Here is a 22,010-nt window from a genome sequence, read left to right on the forward strand (position 1 = left end):
TGGGGCTAGCCCTACCCCGCAGGCACACACCAAGCCCATGTCGCGCGGGCCCCGGAGGTCAATACCGTTGGTGCCATGAAAGTCCCCCGCCCGTGGTCGGCACGCGCCTGGCTGGACACGGCGCATGTCGTGATCGGGCTGCCGGTCGGCGTGATCCTCGCCGGGCTGACCCTCGTGTGCGCCGCGGTGCCGCCCCTCATGCGCCGCGGTCTGCCGCTCTTCACCCGGGTGCAGCGCTCCCGGTTCGAGGCGTTCCTCGGGGCGCGTATCCCGCCGGTGCGCTCACCGACCACCTGGCGCAGCCGCGTCACCTGGCGGCAGATCGGCTACCACCTGCTCTCGCCGCTGGTGGGGCTGGCCGGGACCGTCCTGGTGGCGGCCGCGTGGGGGGCGGCCGGGGTGGGGCTGACGGCGTTCCTGCAGCCGATGCTGCAGAAGCGTCCGCTCGTGTTCGAGTTCAACCTGAGGGAGCCGGGCGTGGTCTCGGTGTACATGGCGGTCGGGTTCGTCCTGCTGCTGGTGGCTCCGACACTGGCGCGGGGAATGGCGCGTCTGGACCTGTCGGTGGCGCGTACGCTGCTCGGCCCCAGCCGCCACGAGCTGGGGCAGCGGATCGAGACGCTGACCGAGAGCCGCGCCGGGGTGATCGACGCGGCCGACGCCGAGCGGCGGCGCATCGAGCGGGACCTGCATGACGGCGCCCAGCAGCGGCTGGTCTCGCTGGCCATGAACCTCGGGCTGGCCCGCGCCACGCTGACCGACCTGCCCGAGCCCGCCCGCGAGGCGATCGCGCAGGCGCACGAGGAGTCCAAGCAGGCGCTCAAAGAGCTGCGCGACTTCGTCCGCGGCCTGCACCCCGCCGTGCTCAACGACCAGGGCCTCGACGCGGCGCTCTCCGGCATCGCCGCGCGCGCTCCCATCCCGGTGCGGCTGCGCGTCGACATCGATCTGCGCGCTTCTCCTACCATCGAGGCGGTGGCGTTCTTCATCGTGTCCGAGGCCCTCACCAACATCGCCAAGCACGCGGCGGCCACCAAGGCCCAGGTGAGCGTGGTCCGCGAACGCGACCGGCTGTGCCTGCGCGTCTTCGACGACGGCTGCGGTGGCGCCCGGCTCGACGGCGGCACTGGGCTGCGCGGCCTCCTCCAGCGGATCGACTCGGTCGACGGGACGCTCCGCCTGTCCAGCCCGCTCGGCGGGCCGACCACGATCGAGGTGGACCTGCCGTGCGAGTAGTTCTGGCGGAAGACTCCATTGAGGTGGACCTGTCGTGCGAGTAGTACTTGCGGAAGACTCCGTACTTCTGCGTGAAGGGCTCGTCCGGCTGCTCGACGCGGCCGGCATGCGGGTGGTGGCGGCCGTGGACGAGGCGGAGGGCCTGCTGCGCGCCGCTGAGGAGCACCTGCCCGACCTGGTGGTCACGGACGTACGGATGCCTCCCACACACACGGACGAGGGCCTGCGCGCGGCCCTCGTGCTGCGCCGCGAGCATCCCGACATGCCGGTGCTGGTCCTGTCTCAATACGTGGAGGAGCGCTACGCGGCCCGGCTGCTCGCCTCGGCCACCGGAGGCGTCGGCTACCTGCTCAAGGACAGGGTGGCCGACGTGACCGACTTCATCGACGCGCTGCGCCGGGTGGCGGCGGGCGGCACCGCGCTGGACCCCGAGGTCGTCGCCCAGCTGCTGCTGCGCGGGCACAGCGACCCGCTCGACCGGCTGACGCCCCGGGAGGGCGAGGTGCTCAAGCTGATGGCCGAAGGCCGCTCCAACGCGGGCATCGGCCAGGAGCTGGTGCTCAGCGAGGGAGCGGTCGGCAAGCACATCGGCAACATCTTCACCAAGCTCGACCTGTCCCCGGCCGAGGGCGACCACCGCCGGGTCCTCGCCGTCCTGCAGTTCCTCAAGATCAGGAGTCTGCCATGAGGGCCCTGTGGCTGAGCGCGGGCGCCGTGGCGACCGTGTGCGCCTTGCTGATCAGCGGTACGGCGTTCTGGGATGGGTTCGCTCACGCCAGTCCACCGACGGAGACGACCAGCAGAAGCATCTCGTTCAAGCTGTCACAGCTGAAGGTGATCGCGGGGCGCGGAAGCGTGAACGTCAGCATCCATCCCGGCGAGGCGGGTGAGCTGTTCCTCGAACGGTCACTGAGCTGGTCGAAGACGAAACCGGTCGTCAAGGAGGACTGGGACGGCCGGACGCTGCGGCTCGATGCCTCTTGCCCAGGCACGGATGAGCGGCACGCGCCGGTCTGCCAGGTCGACTACGCGCTGTTCGTGCCGGTGGAGACCGATGTAGCGGCGGAGTCGGCCAACGGCATGCTGGCGGTCAACGGTCTCTTCGGCAATGTCCGGATGATCTCCGAGTCGGGTCCGCTGCGGGTGACCGAGACATCGGGCACCGTCTGGGCCAGGAGCGGTTCCGGCGATGTCACGGGTCGCAGGCTCACGGGGAGCGATGCCGACGTGGAGATCGGCTCGGGCCAGGTCGACCTGTCCTTCGAAAACGCTCCGACGAAGGTCCGCGCGGTCGTCAGAACCAGAGGCGATGTCACCGTGGCGGTCCCCGGCCTGTCCTACGACGTGGACGCGCGTGCCAAGAACGTCGACCTCGACATCATGAAGGAGCCCGCCTCGCCAAGGAAGATCACCGTGCAGGCGCCGGCCGGCATGGCGAATGTCTGCTGCAGGTGAGGACCGGGAACTGGCCGCCATGGCCGCGTGACGACGCGACCGTTGACATCTGTTTACTCTGATGGCTCGTTGGTAGGTTCCCGGCATGGAGTCTGCGAAGCACGCCGGTGACGCCGCCGTCGCCGTGTCCAAGGCCTATGGTGTCGAGACCATGTTCACGCTGTCGGGAGGGCACGTCTTCCCGCTCTACGACGGCGCCGTGCACGAGGGCATGCGGATCCTCGACGTACGCCACGAGCAGAGCGCCGTGTTCGCCGCGGAGGCCACGGCCCGGTTGACCAGGAAACCCGGGCTGGCCGTCCTCACGGCGGGGCCCGGCATCACCAACGGGATCAGCGGCGTCGCGACCGCGCACTTCAACGGCTCCCCCGTGGTCGTCATGGGTGGGCGGGCCCCGCGCTCACGCTGGGGCAGCGGGGCCCTGCAGGAGATGGACCACCCGCCGCTGCTCGGGCCGATCACCAAGCTGTCGTTCACCGCGACCGGAGCCGACTCCATCGGCCAGGACGTCGAGGCGGCGTTCCGCACGGCCGTCGCGCCGCACCGCGGGCCGGTCTTCCTCGACTTCTACATGGACGACCTGTTCGCGCCGTCGCCGGCGCACCCGGTCGAGACGCAGAGCCCGTCGCCCCTCGAGCCCGACCCCGAGTCCCTGGCCACCATCGCCAGGCTGCTCGCCGAGGCCGAGCGCCCGGTGCTGGTCTACGGGTCCGACGTGTGGATGGACCGGGCCGAGGAGGCCGCGCGCGACTTCGCCGAGAACTGGCGGCTGCCGGTCATCCCCAACGGCCAGGGCCGCGGCATCCTGCCCGCCGGCCATGAGCTGCTCGTCACCCGCGCCCGCGGCCTCGCCTTCGCCAAGGCCGACCTGGTCATCGTGGTCGGCACCCCGCTCGACTTCCGGCTCGGCTACGGCTGGTTCGGCGGCAAGCAGGGCGCGCCGCCGGCCAAGGTCGTGCACATCGCCGACACACCGTCGCAGCTGGCCACGCACACCCAGCCCGCCGCGTCGGCCGCCGGCGACCTGTCCGTGGTGCTCTGGAGCCTCGGCACCGCCTGCGGCGACGCCGGCCTGAAGCCCACGGCCTACTCCGGCTGGGTGTCGCAGCTGTCGGAGGCCGCCGCCGCGGCGATCGCCGACGACGCCGCCCTGCTCACGGCCGACTCCGACCCGATCCACCCCATGCGCATCTACGGCGAGCTGGGCAAGGTGCTCGACGACGACGCCGTGGTGATCGGCGACGGCGGCGACTTCGTCTCCTACGCGGGCAAGTACGTCGAGCCCAAGCAGCCCGGCAACTGGCTCGACCCGGGCCCCTACGGCTGCCTCGGCACCGGCCTCGGCTACTCCATCGCCGCCCGGCTGGCCCGGCCGTCCTCACAGGTGGTGCTGCTGCTGGGCGACGGCGCGGCCGGGTTCTCGCTCATGGACGTCGACTCCCTCGTACGGCACAACCTGCCGGTGGTCATGATCTGCGGCAACAACGGCATCTGGGGCCTGGAGAAGCACCCGATGCAGATGCTCTACGGCTACGACGTGGCCGCCGAGCTGCAGCCGCAGTGCCGTTACGACCAGGTGGTGACGGCGCTGGGCGGCGGCGGCGAGCTGGTCACCCGGCCGTCGGAGATCGGCCCCGCGCTGCGTCGCGCGTTCGACTCCGGCGTGCCGTACATGGTGAACATCGCCACCGACCCCCAGATCGCCTACCCCCGCACCACGACGGGCATCTGACCTGACCGGCCCCCAGATCGCCCACCCGCCGGAGGATCTGACCTGACCAACTCCCAGATCGCCCACCCGCCGGGCGATCTGACCTGCCCATCGCCTACCCCCGCACCACGGCGGGGGTCTGAACTACCTGGCCCCGAGCGTCGGCGTCGGGGTCGGGGTGGGTGACGGGCAGGGGCCGCCGTCGATAACGACGATCTTGACCGGCTTGTTCACCTCTAGCCACGTGCCGCCGTTGGGGAAGGTCTCGCCGATCCGGCCGCAGGTGATGCCCTGCTCGGTGGTGGTCTGGTCGTCGATCCTGATGTTCTGGAAGCCCGCCGCTCGGATCCGCTGGGTGGCCTGCGCGTACGGCAGCTCGACCACGGAGGGGACCTGCTTCTTCGTGACCGTCGTGCTCGGCTTCGGCGAGCTGCTGGGGGTCTTGGTCGGCGTCTTCTTGTCCGTCGGCTCCGGGGTCGGTGGCTCCTTCTCCGTCTCCGTCGGCTCGGCGGCCGTCCTGGTGGGGACCGGCTCCTGCGTGGTCGGCTTGGGCTTGATCGGGCGTTTGGTGGGCTTCGTCGACGTGGGGGTCGGATCTGGAGTGGGCTCGGAGTTCGCCTTCGACGTGGTGACGGTCGGCTCGGGTTCGAGCTGGCTCGACATGTTCGTCAGCGCGACAGCACCGGCGCCCGCCCCGAGTACGACCGCGGCCGCGATCCCGGCGACGAGAGCACCTCTACGAGGCGCCTTGGCGCTGGCACGGCGGGCACCCTGACGCGGCCCGGCCACCGTCTGCGCCTCAGACGTCCCAGCCTGATGTGACCCGGTCGGGTGCTGCCCAGCCTGGTAGGACCCCGTCTGATGGGGCGCTCCCTGATAGGACCCCGTCTGGTAAGGGCCCGCCTGGTGGGATCCGGTCGGGTGGGGACCCGACTGACGGGACCCGGTCTGGTACGCCTCCAACGGCGCGGCCATGGTGGCACCCGTCACCGGCGGCGCGGGCTCTGGAGGGGGTGTCTCGCCGGCCGCGATCTTGCGGGCCGTCTCACTCATCGCCCTGGCCGTCGGGTAACGGGCGAGCGGATCTTTCGACAGGGCGCGTTCCACGAGGGCGCGCGCGGGTGCGGGGATCTCGGCGGGCAGCGGCGGAGGCGCCTCGCGGATGTGCTTCAGCGCGATCGTGACCGCGCTCTCGCCGTCGAAAGGCCGCTGCCCCACCAGGCACTCGTAGGCCACCACGCCCAGCGCGTAGATGTCCACCGCGGGCGTCACCGGCGCGCCCTCGGCCTGCTCGGGCGCGCAGTAGGCGGCGGTGCCGAGCACCATGCCCGCGTCCGTGAGCCGGCTGGCCACGTCGGAGCGGGCGATGCCGAAGTCGGTCAGCACGAGCGTGCCGTCGCGCTGGACCAGCAGGTTGCCCGGCTTCACATCACGATGCACGATCCCCTGTTGGTGCACCGCCTGCAGCGCCGAGGCAGCCTGCGCGATCAGCTCCATCGCGGGCTGGGGCGGGATCCGGCCCAGCCGCATCAGCAACTTGTCGAGTGGCTCCCCGTCGACGAACTTCATCACCAGATAGACGGTGTCCCCGCTCACACCATAGTCGTAGACGTCGACGACACCCGGATGATTGATCGTCGCCATCGCCCGGGCCTCGGCCTGGAAACGCGCGACGAACCCGGGATCGTCCATGCGGCCGGGCAGCAGCACCTTGACCGCGACAGTGCGCGCCAGCACGATGTCCTCGCCCCGCCACACCTCGCCCATGCCGCCGGCGCCGATGCGGGTGTCCAGGCGATAGCGCCCCGCCAGCGTCGTTCCTTGGGCTACCATGACTCCCCCGTTACCCCTTTACCTCTATAACCTCTCCCACCCCAAGGATCTCCAACAAAGCGAAGTTGTGTCGCGGTGAGGTAACACAGAGGTCACGGAACTTCGAGAGTGTACGACTCACGAGTCCCACATGCCACTTAAATGCCGTAAGCCCTACAAACCCTATCCTGCGGCCTTCTGACCGTACTTGTCCGCGTTTCCGGGAGATCAGGGCCCTTGACAGCGGGCCGCGGTGATGATCGCAGTACGCTGGCGGTATGACGCTCGCTCCGGGTCTCCGCTCCCAGCTGCTCATCATGGTCGAGAGGTCCGACACCGCTGAGAAGATCGGCAGCGGCGACGTCCCGGTGCTCGCCACTCCGCGGCTGCTCGCGCTGGCCGAGATGGCGACGGTCAAGGCGGTGCACGCGCATCTCGCTCCCGGTGAGACGACCGTCGGCACCCGTGTCGAGCTGGTGCACCTGGCGCCGAGCCCACTGGGCACGCACGTACAGATCACCACCGAGCTCACCGAGGTCGACGGCAGGCGGCTGGTCTTCGGCTTCGAGGCCCGCGACAAACAGAACGTCGTCGGCCGGGGCACGATCGAGCGAGTGGTGGTCGATCGCGCCAAGTTCCTCGACCGCGCCACCCGCCAATAGTGATCGATCGCACTAAGTTTCTCGACCGCGCCGCCCGCTAAGGTCTTCGGACCGGCGGCTATTCGATGACGGCGATCAGGTCGCCCTCCTGAATCACGTCGCCCTCGCTGACCTTGAGCTGCGCGACGACGCCCTCGTCCTCGGCCAGGACGGGGATCTCCATCTTCATCGACTCGAGGATGACCAGTGTGTCGCCCTCGGAGACGGTGTCGCCCTCCTGGACGACGACCTTCCAGACATTCGCCACCATCTCCGCGCGTACCTCAGCCACCGCGACTCCCCTCTTCCAATGAGTTAACAATGTCATGTGCGCTAGGCGCGCATTCGCCCGATCAAGCCGGTGTCATAGTCGCCGCTGACGAACTCGGCGTTGTCCAGCAGTTCCGCACAGAACGGCAGGTTGTTCTTGGGTCCTTCGACGACGAACCCCGCGACGGCCTCGCGACCGGCCCGCAGCGCCTCGGCCCGGGTCGCACCGAAGACGCAGAGCTTGGCCATGAGGGGATCGTAGAACGGCGTGACCGTGTTGCCCTCTTCGTAGCCGGAGTCCACCCGGACGCCCTCGCCGGCCGGCTCTCGCCAGGCGGAGATCTTGCCCGGTCCCGGGAAGAACCTCCCGGGATCCTCGGCGTACACACGGAACTCGATGGCGTGGCCACCGGTCTCCGCCTTCACCTCGGGACTCTCGCCCGCGGCCACCCGCAGCTGCAGCTCGACCAGGTCCAGCCCGGTGACCAGCTCGGTGACGGGGTGCTCCACCTGGAGCCTGGTGTTCATCTCCAGGAAGACGAAGTCCTGCGCGTCGGCGTCGACCAGGCACTCCACGGTGCCCGCGCCCAGATAGCCGACGGCCTCGCCGGCCCGCACGGCGGCGGCGAGCATGCGCTCGCGCAGCTCGGGCGTGATGCCGGGCGACGGCGACTCCTCCACGACCTTCTGATGACGACGCTGCACAGAACAGTCACGCTCGCCCAGGGCCACGACCGTGCCGTCGGGCAGGCCGAGGATCTGCACCTCGACGTGGCGAGCCCGCGCGATGTAGCGCTCCAGCAGAATGGCGGGCCCGTCGAGGACGTCACCGGCGGCGAACCTCGCCGCCGCTCGGGCGGCCTGCTCGAAAGCCTTGGCCAGTTCTTCGTCGTCGTGGGCGACGCTCATCCCGATGCCGCCACCCCCGCCCGCGGTCTTGACCATGACCGGGTAACCGATCCGGCCCGCCGCCCGCAGCGCCTGCTCCAGATCGGTGACGGGCTCCCGGGTGCCGGCCGCCACGGGCACACCCGCGTCCTCCATCAGGTTGCGGGCATTGATCTTGTCGCCCATCTGGTCGATGGACTTGGGGGCCGGGCCGATCCACACCATCCCGGCATCGATCACCGCCCTGGCGAACGCCGCGTTCTCCGCGAGAAACCCATAACCCGGATGAACCGCCCGCGCCCCGGTGGCCCGAGCCGCCTCCAGCACCTTCCCGGCATCGAGATAGCTCAGCTGAGGGTTGGCCGGCCCGATCAGCACGGCCTCGTCCGCCTCGCGCACGAACGGCAGATCCGCGTCGGCCTCGGAGTGGACGGCGATGGCCCGCAGCCCCAGCCGCTTGACCGTGCGGATGACCCGCCGGGCGATCTCCCCTCGATTGGCGACCAGAACAGCCCCAAGCGTCTCAGTAAGCACCCGCCCAATCTACGGCCGTTGGGCGGAAGGTCCCTTTCCCGCTAAACCACCGATCCGGCCGACGTCTTCTGTAGAAAACCCACAAACTCCATGTTTTACGGCAAGCCGCCCCCACCGCCACCCACCGCACATGGCTGAGGACCTCCAGGAAAACGCCCGCTGACCCCGCACAGGGCCGGGCGCCGTTACGTGCGCATCCTTGGCCGGTGGCGCGGACGGGCGAGCCAGTGGCGCGACCGAGTTCCAGGCTGACGGGCCTCTTCTTCCGCCCCCGGAGGGCATCCCTTCTTGAGGCCCACCCACCACAGACCGTCTGCTCCCGCTGCCCCGCAGAGGCATTCCTCCTCTGCAACCCCAGCCACAACGGGCCGTCCTCTTCCGATCCCCCGAAGGGCTTTCGCCCGCAAGGACCTCAGCCGCCACGGACCGTCACAGAGATCCAGACGGTCGCGTGACGAGCCATCCGGCGACCGCGGCGGAGGCCGGGCGCGCGGTCACCACCCACAGAGGGCGTTACAGCTTGTGGACCGCCAGCCGGTCCACCACCCTGGTCATCGCCTCGATCGCCGCCGGATCATACGCGGTCCCCACCGCCAGCCGCAGCCGCTCCAACGCCGCCCCTGCCCGGTCCCGATCAGCCGACCCCCCGACCAGGTCGTCGTAGGCGTTGGCCGCCTTGATGATCCGGCTGGACAGCGGCGGGTCCTCGGCGATCTGGTCGCACTGGCGGCGTACCAGCTCGGCCACCCGGTCGAGCACGCCCGTCTGCTTGATCACCTCAGCCCCCAGCTCCGCGATGCGGCGCGCCTGCGCGGGATCGGCGAGCACGGTCGCGCCGCCCGGGATGGGGTCGCTCAGGGACAGCTGGCCGATGTCGTGCATGAGGGCGGCGTACTCGAGTTCCAGCAGTTCCGGCTCCGCCATGCCCAGCTCGCGGCCGACCGCCACGGACAGGCGGCTCACCCGGCGCGAGTGACCGGGCTCGACGTAGCCGCCGACCTCCGTGACCCGCGACAGGGCGCGTACGGTCTGCAGGTAGGTGGCGCGGATCCCGGCGTACTTGCGGAAGGCCACCTGAGTGACCAGCAGCGGAGCGGCGAAGACCAGCAGCGCCACCAGGTCCATGCTGTGGGTGGCCAGCGCGAGCAGCACGCCGGACGCGGCCACGGCGGCGCCCAGCGGGAAGGCCATGTTGAGCTCGTCGCGTACGGCCACCTTGAAGGCGGTGCGCACCTGTTCGGCCCTGAGCAGGGCCGCGATCAGCACGTCGATCAGCAGGGTGAGCGTGATGAGCGTGACCATGACGCCCAGCGCGGGCCACCACGTCGGCGGGTCCTGCCGGGTGAGCTGGAAGAGCGGGTCGGCCAGCGGCCGGAAGGCGAAGGCGAGCAGCGCGCCGGTCAGCAGGCGGCGCGCCATGGCGTCGAGGCGTGGCGGGCGGCCGACCGCCAGGTGCGGCAGCGCACCCGCGATCATGCCGACCGCGATCACGGCCACCACCTGGAGCGCCGTGTGGCGCAGCGGGTTGTCGCTGAGGTCGAGCAGCAGCGTGTAGCCGAGCGCGGCGGCGGCGCCGATGGGCGCGACCTCCCGGTTGCCCGGCATGGTGAGCCTGGCCAACTCGCCGACCGCGATCAGCGCGCCGAAGCCGATCGCGATCTCGGGCCGGTCGAGCCCCACGGCGGAGGTGTGCGCGACGCCGGCCACCGCGACCAGTCCCGCCCCGCAGATGAGCAGCAGTTGCCCGGAGTCCAGGCTTTGGAAGGCACGCGTCAAGGCCCGCTCACCACTTCGATCGGCCTGGTCGGGTCGTCATGGTCCTTGATCGGGGTCTCGGTCGCCTCGGGCGGCGGCGACTCGACGCGGCGGGGCGGCTGCCATGGCTCGCGTTCGAGTGCTCTGGCGAAGGCCGCCACCATGACCGGGTCGAACTGGCGGCCCGCGTTCTTGCGCAGCTCTTCGACGGCCACCTCGACCGAGCGGGCGTGGCGGTAGGAGCGATCGGACGTCATCGAGTCGAACGCGTCGGCCACCGCGATGATCCGGGCGAACTCCGGTATCTCGTCGGCCGCCAGTCCCATCGGGTAGCCCTTGCCGTCGTGGCGTTCGTGGTGGTGCATGATCCCGGCGTACGCCTCGTCGAGGAAGTCGATCCCCCGGACGATCTCCAGCCCGCGCATCGGGTGGAGCTGGATCGCGGCGAACTCCTCCTCGGTCAGCGGCCCCTCCTTCTGCAGCACCTTGGTCGGCACGCCGAGCTTGCCCACGTCGTGCAGCATGCCCGCGTAGCGGATGGCGCGCAGCCGCTCCAGGCCCATGCCGATCTCCTGAGCGATCATCGAGGAGGCCAGGGAGACGCGGGTGCAGTGGCCCCTGGTGTAGTAGTCCTTCGTCTCGACCGCCTGGCACAGGGCGGCGATCGTGGCGTCGTACGAGCGCTGCTGCGCGTGATATTGACCGAACGCCCAGCGGGCGACGAACAGCGGCAGCAGCACCAGCACCGCCGAAATCGACTGCACGGTCGCCCAGAGCCCGGCCACCAGCAGCCCGAACGTGCCGTAACCCAGATAGGACAGCAGGAACTGGACCATGCCCCGCAGCGGCACCTCCATGGCCCGCACCCGGGTGGCCAGCCGGATCATGGTCAGCGTGAGCACGATGTTGAGCGGCACGAACACGCCCGTGGCCGCGGCGTAGGGGCCGATGAGGCCGTCGAAGGCGTTGACCCCCGGCACGCCGGAGACCCCGCCCAGCCCCTGGTAGATCCAGCCGGCCGCGTAGCCGCAGATCGCGAACTGCGCCCCGTTGAACAGCCGCTTGATCAACGGCAGCCCCGGACGCACGCTGAAGACCGCCGTGAACCCCACCAGAGCGGCCCCTTCCGGACCGATCAGGACGACAGCCGCCAGCGCCGCGGAGAAGCTCACGGACACCGCGAACTGCTCCACGTTCAGCAACGTCGGCATCGACTCGCAGACCAGGAACAGCAGCGCGAGCACCAGCAGGATGCCCAGATCTCCGGGTGCCACCAGGCGCCCGGAGGTGATCACGCTGTGCCCGAGGAGGATGGTCGCCGCGCCGATGACGGCGATGAGATAGACCTTCGCAGGCCACGGCAGATCACGCATTGCGGCCCCCAAGGGTGCTCAGGTCCAGGACACCCCGTGAGGCAGGGCCCCGCCCGCGCTCATCAGCAGTGTCATCACAGGGGTGATCAGCACCGCGGCCGCGATCAGCCGGGCGATCATAGCCTTCAGCATGTGCTCGCCTCCACGTCGACTCGATACGCCGACTCCTGTGGGTCACGCTACAGAAGGCCCGGTCTGTGCAGGGCCAGAGTCGAGAATCGCAAGCAAAGCGTAATCAATCCACTACCTTGGGCGACGGGCGGCCCAGGCGACCGTGTTCTTCAACCCGGTCGCCAGGTCGGTGCGCGGCTGCCAGCCGAGCCCCTCATAGGCGGGCACCGGGTCGACCGCCATGGCCGGCAGGTCGCCCACCCGCGGCGGCGCGAACCCCGGCTTGTCCTGCGCGTCGGCCGCGTCGGCGATCAGCGCGTGCAGTCTGCGGTCGGTGGTCTGGATGCCGGTGCCGAGGTTGAACCTGCGCCCGTTGCCCTCGGCTCCACAGGCCCGGACGAAGCCGTCGACCACGTCCTCGACATAGATGTAGTCGCGGGTCTGCGTGCCGTCGCCGTAGAGCACCGTGGGCGTGCCGCCGAGCAGGCCGTCGGTGAAGATGGCCACCACTCCGGCCTCGCCTTCTGGCGACTGGCGCGGGCCGTAGACATTGGACAGCACGAGCGTGGTGTATTCGATGCCGTAGAGCGCCTTGAAGGTGGCGAGGTAGGTCTCGCCGCTCAGCTTGGAGGCGGCGTACGGCGAGCGCGGGTCGGTGGCGGCGTCACCGGGCACCGGGATCGTGGCGGGCCGGCCGTAGACCGCGACGGAGGAGGCGAAGACCACCTTGCGGGTGCTGGCCTCGTGCGCGGCGGTCAGGACCGACGCGGTGCCCTGGACGTTCACACTGGCGTCGTGGACCGGATCGGTGACGCTCTTACGCACGCTGATCTGCGCGGCGAGATGGCAGATGACCTCGGGCCGCAGCTCGGCGGCCAGCTCGATCAAGGCCGGATCGCGGACATCGACCTCGTGCAGGCGGAAGCGGTCATGCGTGGCCGCGTCGGCCAGGTTGTCCCGGCAGCCGGACGAGAAGTCGTCGACGACCGCCACGTCGTGCCCATCCGCCAGCAGGCGATCGACGAGATTCGAACCGATGAACCCGGCACCCCCGGTGACAAGCACGCGCATGGGGGAATCCTAGTCGGACAGCTCCGATCTCACCTGCGCGATGCGGGCCAGCACTTTGGAACGCAGGTCGCCGGGCACCGGGTCACAGCCGCAGTGTTTGGCCACGAGCGCCTTGATCGCCTTGTCGAGGTCATATTCCTTCAGGCACGGGCTGCACTCTTCGAGGTGCACGCGGATGTCGACCACGTCGCCCTCGGTCAGCTCGCCGTCGAGATAGGAATAGACCTTGTCGAGCACTTCCCGACAGTCGGTGTCATGCGGGTTGCCACAGCTCATTTCGATCCCTCCGCCGGGACCAGGCCGCGCTCACGGGCGTAGTCCTCGAGAAGTCCGCGGAGCTGCCTGCGACCGCGGTGCAGCCTGGACATCACGGTGCCGATCGGGGTCCCCATGATGTCGGCGATCTCTTTGTACGGGAAGCCCTCGACGTCGGCCAAATAGACCGCGATCCGGAACTCCTCGGGCAGGACCGCCAGGGCCTGCTTGATATCACCGTCGGGGAGATGCTCGAGCGCCTCGACCTCGGCCGACTTCAGGCCACTCGAAGTGTGCGACTCAGCGCGGGCGAGCTGCCAGTCCTCGATCTCCTCGGTGCCCGACTGCTTGGGCTCGCGCTGCTTCTTGCGATAGCTGTTGATGAAAGTGTTGGTCAGGATCCGGTAGAGCCACGCCTTGAGGTTCGTACCTTCCTGGAACTGGTGGAACGAGGCGAACGCCTTGGCGAAGGTCTCCTGAAGCAGGTCCTCCGCGTCCGCTGGGTTCCGGGTCATCCGGAGCGCCGCGGAGTAGAGCTGCTCGAGGTAAGGCATGGCTTCGCGCTCGAACCGCTCACTTCGCTGTTCCAGAGTCTCCGCGCCTGTCGCGGGCACCGGACCCACCCCCCTAAGATCACCGGTGGCCGGCTGTTGCGGTACACCGTACTCAGGGGAGAATACCCGCTCGTCACGGACCGGTCCGTCACTGGGGAGGGGTTCGAGCAATGTGAGCATGCACGTCGCAACACGCCCGCGCCCTCGTCTGTTCCCGCAAGATAGAAGGTGACGAACGACCCGGTGCGGGGAAAACCATACGTACCGGCTGGTAGCCATTTTCCCGGAACCCAGGAGTCGCGTGTGCTGCCCATTCCGGCCGAGGAACTGAACGGCTCAGGGACGCTCGGGCCGTACTGGACCTTCTACCGCGCCGTTGTCGCCGAGCAGCTGACCCGGTGGCTCCCCGCCCAACCCTCCGTCGTACTCGATCTGTCAGGAGGCCGCGGACGCTGGTCCGGGCAGGCCGCCGGAGCCGGGCACCGGGTGATCGAGCTGCTCGACTTCCGCCGCTCCACCTCGCTGGCGTTGACCCCCGCGTCGCTCAACTCCCAGTCGCCGAGCTCCCCCTTGATGCCCGACCCGCAGGCGCGGCTGCGCGACGCCGGGCGCGTCCGTCACGTACGCGCCGACGACCTGGCCTTCCTCCCCGACGAGAGCGTGGACGCGGTCCTTGCCGAAGAACGCGCCATGTCGATCGAGCTCATGGCCGAGTCGGCGATGAGCGACGTGTTCCGGGTGCTGCGGCCCGGCGGCCGGGCGCTGATCTGCGTCGACTCCCTGGTGCTGGGCATGGCGATCCTCGCCGAGCAGGAGCAGTGGCAGCACCTGCGGCAGACGGGCGAGGTCATGCTGGTGCCGTGGCCCGACGGCAGCATCACCCGCTGCTTCAGCAGCGCGCAGCTGCGCGAGCTGCTGACCGGCGCCGGTCTGGAGGTGGAGTGGGTACGCCCGCGTACCGTGCTGTCGCCCTCCACCGTCGACCACGTGCTGGGCTCCGACGCCAGATCGCTGGCCTGGCTGGTCCGCACCGAACTCGACGCGCACCCGGACGACGACGACACGGTCGGCATCCACCTCGTGGCCAGCGCCCGCAAGACCTAGCCGCTTTCGTTGGCGGTACCGCCAACGAAAGCACCGCTAGCGGCGGCGTTCCTGCCTGCCCTGGCACTCCACGCACCGCGCGGCCTCCGGACGGGCCTCCAACCGGCCCTCCGGGACCGGCTTGCCGCAGTCGACGCACCTGCCGTACGTGCCTTCGTCCACGCGCTTGAGCGCCTCGATCACGGACCTGCGCTGCGCGGTGGCCACGGTGAGCATGGCCTGGGCGCGGTCGGCGTCGGTCAGGTCGGACCCCGCGTCGGCCGCGGAGTGCTCGCGGATCGCGACGGGGTCGCCCTGCAGCACCCCGATCGATCGGTCCAGGTCAGCGAGCATCTTCTCCAGCTGCTTACGAGCGGTCGCGTCGTCCACGGATCCGCACCTCCGGGTAAAGGGGGGCAAGCCGCAGCGGGACTCCCCGGAAGTCCTACCCGGCGCGTTGGGGGGCATGTGTGGCGGTGACTCCGGGTGAACGGATGCATCGCTTTCCCCACCGAATGCCCACTAAGCGTGGCTCTTACACCTTTAGCGGAGAGCGGTTTCCTCCTCCGGGGGCAGGGGTTTGATGAGGTCCGGGCCGTTGTTCCGAACATTGTTGACATCGGTGGAAACGGCCACCGCCGTAAGCCGCCCGGTGTCGGCCGGCACCAGCAGACCCGAAGCCTGCTCGGGGTCGGTGAGCTTGGGGTCGAGCCACTCCGCCCAGCGCTCCTGCTCGATCATCATCGGCATCCTGTCGTGGATGCGGCCCAGCTCGTCCTCGGCGTCGGTGGTGATGACCGTGCAGGTCACCAGCCACTTGAGTGGATCGTCGTCGTCGCGCGACTTGTCCTTCCAGAACTCGTACAGGCCCGCCATCGCCAGCACCCCGCCGTCCTCCGGGTGGATGAAATACGGCTGTTTCTTCTTCTTGTCGCCCTCGACCGGCATCCACTCGAAGTAGCCGTCGGCCGGCAGCAGGCACCTGCGCTTGGCGAACGCCTGGCGGTAGGACGGCTTCTCGGCCACCGTCTCGATCCGCGCGTTGATCATCCGTGAGCCCACCGACGGGTCCTTCGCCCAGGCCGGCACCAGCCCCCACTTGACGATCCGCAGCTGCCGCACGGCCCGCTCGGCGTCCTTGGGGACTCGGCTGAGGACGGCGTAGACGTTCTTGGTGGGCGCGACGTTGTAGTCGGGCCCGAGCTCCTGGTCAGGGTCACCGTCGAGCTCGACCTGGAACTCCTCCAGCAGCTCGTGCTTCTTGCGCGCCGACGCGTATCTCCCGCACATGTCCCCACACTGCCATGTACCTGTGACCGCATGCGCGCCCGCCCGAGTCGCCGGCAGCCGTGAACTTCACCGGCGCCAGTATTCTTTGACCATGCCCGCACCGCACTGGCCCGCGCCCACCGCGACCGCTCCCGTGGTCGCGTCGATCCCATTGCCCGGCTCCAAGTCCGTGACCAACCGCGCGCTGCTCCTCGCCGCGCTGGCCGACGGCCCCGGCATGGTGCGCCAGGCACTGCGCAGCCGCGACGCCGACCTCATGGTCGCGGCGCTGCGTGCCTTGGGCGCCACCCTGACACCGGTGCACGAGACCACGGCCGCCGTCGACTGGCAGGTGACGCCCGGCCCGATCCGTGGCGGCGCGAGCATCGACGCGGGCCTGGCGGGCACCGTCATGCGCTTCGTGCCGCCGATGGCCGCCCTGGCCGACGGCCCGGTCGCCTTCGACGGCGACCCGCACGCCCGCAAGCGCCCCATGGGCCCCATCCTCGACGCCCTGCGCGCGCTCGGCGCCCGCGTCGACAACGACGCCCTGCCCTTCACCATCCACGGCCCGCTGGCGGGCGGCGAGGTCACGCTCGACGCGTCGGGCTCGTCGCAGTTCGTCTCGGGGCTGCTGCTCACGGCGGCGCGCTTCGAGAAGGGCGTCACGATCCGCCACGTCGGCCCGCCCGTGCCGTCGCAGCCGCACATCGAGATGACGATCCAGATGCTCAGGGCGGCCGGGGTGACGGTCGACGACAGCGAGCGCGACATCTGGCGGGTCGAGCCGGGACCGATCGCGGCCAGGGACCTGGCCGTCGAGCCCGACCTGTCCAACGCGGCGCCCTTCCTGGGCGCGGCTCTGGTCACGGGCGGCACGGTCACCATCCCCGGCTGGCCCCACACGACCACGCAGCCGGGCGACGCCCTGCGCTACCTGCTCACCTCGATGGGCGCCACGGTCCGGCTGTCCCCGGCGGCACACGAGGCGGCAGGCGAGGCCGGCTCATTGACCGTGACCGGCACGGGGCGGATCGAGGGCATCGACGCCGACCTGCGCGAGGTGGGCGAGCTGACGCCGACGATCGCCGCGCTGGCCACACTGGCGAGCTCGCCGTCCCGGATCCGGGGCGTGGCGCACCTGCGTGGCCACGAGACCGATCGCCTGGCCGCCCTGGTCACCGAGATCACCCGGCTGGGCGGCGACGCGGAGGAGACCGACGACGGCCTGCTCATCCGCCCCCGCCCGCTGCACGGCGGTGTCTTCCACAGCTACGACGACCACCGCATGGCCACGGCCGGCGCGGTCATCGGGCTGGCGGTCCCGGACATCGAGGTGGAGAACATCGCGACGACGGCCAAGACTCTCCCGGAGTTCGTCCAGATGTGGACGACCATGCTGAGCGAGCGATGACCACCCTCCCGACGCGGATGCTCCTGCGGGCGGCCATGCCGGTCGGCATGGTGGGATGGACACGCGGGCACGGTCTCCTGGGCATCCCGCCCGGTGGGGCAACATGTGGACAGGACCGCCAGGGTCGACAGGCGGCGGATGGTGACATGGGGGTAGACCGCTGAGAAAGCGGGAGTACGACGAGGACGACGTACGGGTCAGGCCGAGCAAGGGCTCACGGCCGCGGACCCGGATCCGGCCTGCGCATGAGGACGCCGTGGAGGGGTTCGTGGTCGCCGTCGACCGGGGCCGCTACACCACACTGGTCGAGCCCGAACGCGCCAAGGGATCGGCCCAGAAGCGCAAGCAGCCCGAGCGTCGCCTGGTCACCGCCATGAAGGCGCGCGAGCTCGGCCGCAAGGGCATCGTCGTCGGCGACCGGGTGGCCCTCGTGGGCGACGTCTCGGGCCGCCCCGACGCCCTGGCCAGGGTCGTACGCGTGGAGCCGCGCACGTCGATGCTGCGCCGTTCGGCCGACGACGTCGAGGACACCGACGGCATCGAACGCCCCGTGGTGGCCAACGCCGACCAGCTGGTCATCGTGACCGCGCTCGCCGACCCGCCGCCCCGGCCGCGCATGATCGACCGGATCCTGGTGGCCGCCTTCGACGCCGAGATCGAAACACTCCTCTGCCTCACCAAGTCGGACCTGGCGCCGCCCGACGAGCTGGTGGCGATGTACGAGCCGCTCGGGGTGTCGCACGTCGTCGTCCACAAGGGCGGCTCGCTTGACCATCTCCGCGACCACCTCACCGGCCGCCTCAGCGTCATGGTCGGCCACTCGGGCGTGGGCAAGTCGACCCTGGTCAACGCCCTCGTCCCGGCCGCCAACCGGGCGGTCTCCCAGGTCAACGCCGTCACCGGCCGAGGCCGCCACACCTCGACCTCGGCCGTGGCCCTCGAACTCCCGGAGGGCGGCTGGATCATCGACACGCCCGGCGTACGCAGCTTCGGCCTGGCCCACGTGTCGGTCGAGACCGTCCTCGCCTCCTTCCCCGACCTCATCGAAGGCACGGTCGACTGCCCCAAGGGCTGCACCCACCTGGACGCCGACTGCGCGCTGGGACCCTGGGTGGCGGCCGGGCACGCCGAGCCGGCCCGCCTGGAGTCCCTCCGCCGCCTCCTGTCCAGCCGCGAGGGCACCCCGGACGACGGCACCTGAGGCCCCGCAGCGGGACTTATCAGAAGAATCAGCCATCCGTCGGGGAACGGGACTTACCAGAAATCCAGGGCCGCTCGACTGATGTTCGGGAGGTAAGTCACGGTAGCGTGGCTCATCGTGACGGGTTATAACGATGATCTACGTCTGGCGCATGTCATGGCGGACCACGCCGATGACCTGACCATGCGAAGGTTCAAGGCGGTCGATCTCAAGGTCGACACCAAGCCGGACCTCACGCCGGTCAGCGATGCCGATCGCGCTGTCGAGGAGGCCATTCGCGGCACCCTCCGGCGGGCCCGGCCACGTGACGCGGTCGTGGGCGAGGAGTTCGGCAAGACGGGCTGGGGTGCCAGATCCTGGATCATCGACCCGATCGACGGCACAAAGAACTACGTACGCGGCGTGCCCGTGTGGGCGACGCTGATCTCACTGATGGAGTACGGCCAGGTCAAGGTGGGCCTGGTGTCCGCCCCCGCCCTGGGCAAGCGCTGGTGGGCGGCCACCGAGGGCGGCGCCTGGACCGGCAAGAGCCTGACCAAGGCGACCCGGATGCGCGTCTCGTCGGTCTCCGATCTGGAGAACGCGTCCTTCTCCTACTCCAGCTTCGGCGGCTGGGAGAAGATGGGCCGCCTCGACAACTTCCTCGACCTCGGCCGGGCCTGCTGGCGCACCAGGGCCTATGGAGATTTCTGGTCGCACATGATGGTCGCGGAGGGCTCGGTGGAGCTGTCCGCCGAGCCGGAGCTGTCGCCGTGGGACATGGCGGCCCTCACCGTGATCGTCGAGGAGGCCGGGGGCAGGTGGACGGACCTCGCGGGCGTCCCCGGGCTGGAGGGCGGCAGCCTGGTCTGCACCAACGGCCTCCTGCACGACGAGGTCCTCAGGCGCCTGAACGCCTCATAGCGCCAGCACCCGCGCCACGGCAGCCAGCAAGCTGTCGCGATAAGTCCCACCAAAGAGCACCACGTGGACGAGCAGCGGATGCAGCTGATGCAGCGGCACCCGCTCCCGCCACCCGTCCGCGAGCGGCGTCTCCTCCTGGTAGGCCTCCAGGATCCGATCCAGATAGGGCGCCCCGAACAACGCCAGCATCGCCAGGTCCGTCTCCCGGTGCCCGCCGTGCGCCGCCGGGTCGATGAGCACCGCGCGTCCGTCCGACCAGAGCACGTTCCCGCTCCACAGGTCGCCGTGGATGCGCGCCGGCGGCTCCGGCGGCCCCGCCACCTCGCCGAACCGCGACACCGCCCGCTCGATGAGCGCCGCGTCCCGCGTGGGCAGCCGCGCCTGGCGTACGAAGGGCAGCACCCGGCGGGTGGCGTAGAAGGCCGGCCAGTCGTCGGCGGGCGAGTTGTCCATCGGCAGGTCGGCGATGAAGCCCGGCCAGGGCGCGCCGAAGGCGGGCGCGCCGGCGCGGTGCAGCCGCGCGAGATCGCGCCCGAACCGCTCGGCGGCCGCCGCCGTCGGCGCTGAGGTGTCCACCCACGAGAGTACGAGCCGATCCCGGGAGACCTCGACCACCTCCGGCACGGCGATGACCTCACCGAGCCACCGCAGCCCTTCTGCCTCGGAAGTGAACACCGGAGAAACGGCTCCGGTCTTGGCGAACACCACGCGCCCGTCGTCGAGCACGCCCCGCTGCAGCCGCCACCCGTGGGAGGCCCCGAGATCCTCAGTCGATCTCATCGGCTATGTGCTTCGCGACGCCGTCAGAAGCGGCCTCGACCAGCCGCAACACCTCTTCGAAACCGTCGGCCTCGCCGTAGTAGGGATCGGGCACCTCGGCGCCGTCCGGCGCGTCGGGGTCGAACGAGCGGAACAGCCGTACCTCCACGCCCTCAGGGGCCATCCGCCGCAGGAACGACAGGTTGTCCCGGTCCATGGCCAGCACCAGGTCGTAGCGGTCGAACCACCCCGAAGTGAACTGCCTGGCCCGGTGCGCCGAGCCGTCATAGCCGTGATCGGCCAGCGTCCGCAGAGCCCGCGCGTCCATGGGATCGCCCGCGTGCCAGCCGCCGGTGCCGGCGCTGTCGACGGCCACCTGTTCATCGAGTCCGTGGTCGGCCAAGGTCCGCCTGAGCACGGTCTCCGCCATAGGTGAACGGCAGATGTTTCCCATGCACACCAGGCATACGCGATAGGTCATACCTCCCATCATGAGGGTGACCAGGGCCGTTCACTGTCCGTTCACCCTCGGTAGGGGGATTGAGTCACTTTGGCTGCATAACTTCGTAGCGACTAAGGACCGAGTGGGAGGAAACCCAACCGTGAAGTATGCAGGCCGGCTCGCCGCCGTCGCCGTCGTCGGCGCGCTCTCGCTCGCTGCGTGCGGCACAGACAACAACAGCGGCGCCGACGCCACCGCGTCCGCCGGTGCCACCACCGCCGCGGGTAACGACAACGGTCTGAGCGGCACGATCAACGCCGCCGGATCCTCGGCCCAGGCCAACGCGATCGACCAGTGGAAGAAGGACTTCCAGAGCAAGAACCCCGGGGCCAGCCTGAACTACCAGCCCAGCGGTTCTGGCGCGGGTGTCCAGGCCTTCATCCAGGGTACGGTCGCCTTCGCGGGTTCCGACTCGGCCCTCAAGGACGACAAGGGCGAGCCCGCCCAGGCCGACGCCCGGTGCAAGACCGGCAAGGCCATCAACATCCCGATGGTGACCGGCCCGATCGCGGTCGTCTACAACCTCCCGGGCGTCGACGGGCTGCAGTTGTCCCCCAAGACTCTCGGCGGCATCTTCAGCAGCAAGATCACCAAGTGGGACGACGCGGCCGTCAAGGCCGACAACCCGCAGGCCAAGCTGCCTTCGACGCCGATCCAGGCCTTCCACCGGGCTGACGAGTCCGGCACCAGTGACAACTTCACCAAGTTCCTCAAGGCCACGGCCGAGTGGCCGTACGAGCCGGCCAAGGCGTGGCCCGCCGAGGCCAAGGGCCAGGGCGCCAAGGGCTCCGACGGCATCGCCTCCTCGGTGAAGGGCGCCGAGGGCTCGATCAGCTACGTCGAGCTGTCGTTCGCCGAGAACTCCCAGCTCCAGAAGGCCAAGGTCGCCAACGGCGCGGGCGAGTTCGTCGAGCTGAACTCCGACAGCGCCGCCAAGACGATCGAGACCGCGGAGATCAAGGGCACGGGCAACGACCTGAAGCTCGGCATCGACTACGCCACCAAGACCGCGGGCGCCTACCCGATCGTCCTGGTGACGTACGAGATCACCTGCGAGAAGGGCCTGCCCGCCGACCAGGCGAAGCTGGTCAAGTCCTTCCTCACCTACACCGCCAGCGACGAGGGCCAGGCCGCGCTGAAGGACCTCGGTTACGCCCCGCTCGCGGGCGATTTGCTGACCAAGGTCCGCACCGCCGTCGAGGCGATCTCCTAG

22 protein-coding genes are annotated in these 22,010 nt (G+C 69.9%); 10 read left to right on the forward strand and 12 right to left on the reverse strand.

All coding sequences use genetic code 11. From position 1 onward, the window contains the following. Positions 1-75 precede the first annotated feature (75 nt). The 4 genes from ACIBO2_RS16340 (at position 76) to ACIBO2_RS16355 (ending at position 4,423) form a co-directional block, all read left to right on the forward strand. Positions 76-1,236, forward strand: a complete 1,161-nt coding sequence (locus tag ACIBO2_RS16340; protein ID WP_397297616.1) for a histidine kinase — start codon at positions 76-78, stop codon at positions 1,234-1,236. Positions 1,237-1,270: 34 nt separating this feature from the next. Beyond that, positions 1,271-1,924, forward strand: a complete 654-nt coding sequence (locus ACIBO2_RS16345) for a response regulator transcription factor (protein ID WP_358203762.1) — start codon at positions 1,271-1,273, stop codon at positions 1,922-1,924. Further along, positions 1,921-2,691, forward strand: a complete 771-nt coding sequence (locus tag ACIBO2_RS16350) for a DUF4097 family beta strand repeat-containing protein (protein ID WP_397297618.1) — start codon at positions 1,921-1,923, stop codon at positions 2,689-2,691. Before ACIBO2_RS16345 ends, ACIBO2_RS16350 begins: the two co-directional genes overlap by 4 nt. An 85-nt stretch (positions 2,692-2,776) precedes the next feature. Beyond that, positions 2,777-4,423: an acetolactate synthase gene (locus tag ACIBO2_RS16355; protein ID WP_358557401.1), complete on the forward strand. Its 1,647-nt coding sequence runs from the start codon at positions 2,777-2,779 to the stop codon at positions 4,421-4,423. Between the two features lie 123 nt (positions 4,424-4,546). Here ACIBO2_RS16355 and ACIBO2_RS16360 read toward each other — a convergent pair whose 3' ends face one another. After that, positions 4,547-6,235, reverse strand: coding sequence for a protein kinase (locus tag ACIBO2_RS16360; RefSeq protein WP_397297621.1), 1,689 nt, complete (start codon positions 6,233-6,235; stop codon positions 4,547-4,549). Between the two features lie 257 nt (positions 6,236-6,492). On the opposite strand from ACIBO2_RS16360, the gene ACIBO2_RS16365 reads away from it, so the two are divergent. Further along, positions 6,493-6,876, forward strand: coding sequence for a thioesterase family protein (locus ACIBO2_RS16365; RefSeq protein ID WP_397297623.1), 384 nt, complete (start codon positions 6,493-6,495; stop codon positions 6,874-6,876). A 58-nt stretch (positions 6,877-6,934) separates the two neighbouring features. Here the strand turns inward: ACIBO2_RS16365 and ACIBO2_RS16370 are convergent, their stop codons facing one another. The 7 genes from ACIBO2_RS16370 to ACIBO2_RS16400 all read right to left on the reverse strand — a co-directional run bounded on the left by ACIBO2_RS16370 (position 6,935) and on the right by ACIBO2_RS16400 (position 13,735). Next, entirely contained in the window at positions 6,935-7,147 is a 213-nt protein-coding gene (locus ACIBO2_RS16370; RefSeq protein WP_357643180.1) for a biotin/lipoyl-binding carrier protein, read from the reverse strand. A gap of 41 nt (positions 7,148-7,188) precedes the next feature. Then, positions 7,189-8,547, reverse strand: coding sequence for a biotin carboxylase N-terminal domain-containing protein (locus ACIBO2_RS16375; RefSeq protein WP_358557410.1), 1,359 nt, complete (start codon positions 8,545-8,547; stop codon positions 7,189-7,191). A 513-nt stretch (positions 8,548-9,060) separates the two neighbouring features. After that, positions 9,061-10,323, reverse strand: coding sequence for an HD-GYP domain-containing protein (locus ACIBO2_RS16380; protein ID WP_397297625.1), 1,263 nt, complete (start codon positions 10,321-10,323; stop codon positions 9,061-9,063). Continuing rightward, positions 10,320-11,675, reverse strand: coding sequence for an HD-GYP domain-containing protein (locus ACIBO2_RS16385; RefSeq protein ID WP_357949560.1), 1,356 nt, complete (start codon positions 11,673-11,675; stop codon positions 10,320-10,322). Before ACIBO2_RS16385 ends, ACIBO2_RS16380 begins: the two co-directional genes overlap by 4 nt. A gap of 243 nt (positions 11,676-11,918) precedes the next feature. Beyond that, positions 11,919-12,857 (reverse strand): NAD-dependent epimerase/dehydratase family protein, encoded by a 939-nt coding sequence (locus ACIBO2_RS16390; protein WP_358557413.1) that lies wholly within the window; start codon positions 12,855-12,857, stop codon positions 11,919-11,921. A gap of 9 nt (positions 12,858-12,866) precedes the next feature. Further along, complete coding sequence (rsrA, locus tag ACIBO2_RS16395) at positions 12,867-13,133, reverse strand: mycothiol system anti-sigma-R factor (protein ID WP_225301833.1); 267 nt, start codon at positions 13,131-13,133, stop codon at positions 12,867-12,869. Beyond that, positions 13,130-13,735: a sigma-70 family RNA polymerase sigma factor gene (locus ACIBO2_RS16400; protein ID WP_214640210.1), complete on the reverse strand. Its 606-nt coding sequence runs from the start codon at positions 13,733-13,735 to the stop codon at positions 13,130-13,132. Before ACIBO2_RS16400 ends, rsrA begins: the two co-directional genes overlap by 4 nt. A 234-nt stretch (positions 13,736-13,969) precedes the next feature. Between ACIBO2_RS16400 and ACIBO2_RS16405 the strand changes: the two genes are divergently transcribed. Then, positions 13,970-14,770 carry a methyltransferase domain-containing protein gene (locus ACIBO2_RS16405; protein ID WP_358557416.1) on the forward strand — a complete coding sequence of 267 codons (801 nt, stop codon included), beginning with the start codon at positions 13,970-13,972 and terminating at the stop codon, positions 14,768-14,770. Positions 14,771-14,806: 36 nt separating this feature from the next. Here the strand turns inward: ACIBO2_RS16405 and ACIBO2_RS16410 are convergent, their stop codons facing one another. Further along, entirely contained in the window at positions 14,807-15,139 is a 333-nt protein-coding gene (locus ACIBO2_RS16410) for a TraR/DksA C4-type zinc finger protein (RefSeq protein ID WP_358557419.1), read from the reverse strand. A gap of 153 nt (positions 15,140-15,292) precedes the next feature. Next, a complete protein-coding gene (locus ACIBO2_RS16415) occupies positions 15,293-16,039 on the reverse strand; it encodes an SOS response-associated peptidase (protein WP_358557422.1) in 747 nt (248 codons plus the stop codon). Between the two features lie 91 nt (positions 16,040-16,130). Here ACIBO2_RS16415 and aroA point away from each other — a divergent pair, with 91 nt between their 5' ends. The 3 genes from aroA to hisN all read left to right on the forward strand — a co-directional run bounded on the left by aroA (position 16,131) and on the right by hisN (position 19,536). Beyond that, positions 16,131-17,432: a 3-phosphoshikimate 1-carboxyvinyltransferase gene (gene aroA, locus ACIBO2_RS16420; protein ID WP_397297630.1), complete on the forward strand. Its 1,302-nt coding sequence runs from the start codon at positions 16,131-16,133 to the stop codon at positions 17,430-17,432. Positions 17,433-17,592: 160 nt separating this feature from the next. Next, positions 17,593-18,633, forward strand: a complete 1,041-nt coding sequence (gene rsgA, locus ACIBO2_RS16425) for a ribosome small subunit-dependent GTPase A (RefSeq protein ID WP_358557457.1) — start codon at positions 17,593-17,595, stop codon at positions 18,631-18,633. 117 nt (positions 18,634-18,750) lie between these two features. Continuing rightward, positions 18,751-19,536: a histidinol-phosphatase gene (gene hisN / locus ACIBO2_RS16430; protein WP_358557428.1), complete on the forward strand. Its 786-nt coding sequence runs from the start codon at positions 18,751-18,753 to the stop codon at positions 19,534-19,536. On the opposite strand, the gene ACIBO2_RS16435 is transcribed toward hisN, so the two are convergent. Both ACIBO2_RS16435 and ACIBO2_RS16440 read right to left on the reverse strand, forming a co-directional pair. Continuing rightward, a complete protein-coding gene (locus ACIBO2_RS16435) occupies positions 19,531-20,316 on the reverse strand; it encodes a fructosamine kinase family protein (protein WP_397297632.1) in 786 nt (261 codons plus the stop codon). The two genes, hisN and ACIBO2_RS16435, sit on opposite strands and share 6 nt — an antisense overlap. Further along, positions 20,303-20,776, reverse strand: coding sequence for a low molecular weight protein-tyrosine-phosphatase (locus ACIBO2_RS16440; RefSeq protein WP_358557434.1), 474 nt, complete (start codon positions 20,774-20,776; stop codon positions 20,303-20,305). Before ACIBO2_RS16440 ends, ACIBO2_RS16435 begins: the two co-directional genes overlap by 14 nt. A gap of 121 nt (positions 20,777-20,897) precedes the next feature. Here ACIBO2_RS16440 and pstS point away from each other — a divergent pair, with 121 nt between their 5' ends. Next, positions 20,898-22,010 carry a phosphate ABC transporter substrate-binding protein PstS gene (gene pstS, locus ACIBO2_RS16445; RefSeq protein WP_358557437.1) on the forward strand — a complete coding sequence of 371 codons (1,113 nt, stop codon included), beginning with the start codon at positions 20,898-20,900 and terminating at the stop codon, positions 22,008-22,010.

The sequence above is a fragment of the Nonomuraea sp. NPDC050022 genome, from assembly GCF_044460705.1.
Lineage (GTDB): Bacteria > Actinomycetota > Actinomycetes > Streptosporangiales > Streptosporangiaceae > Nonomuraea.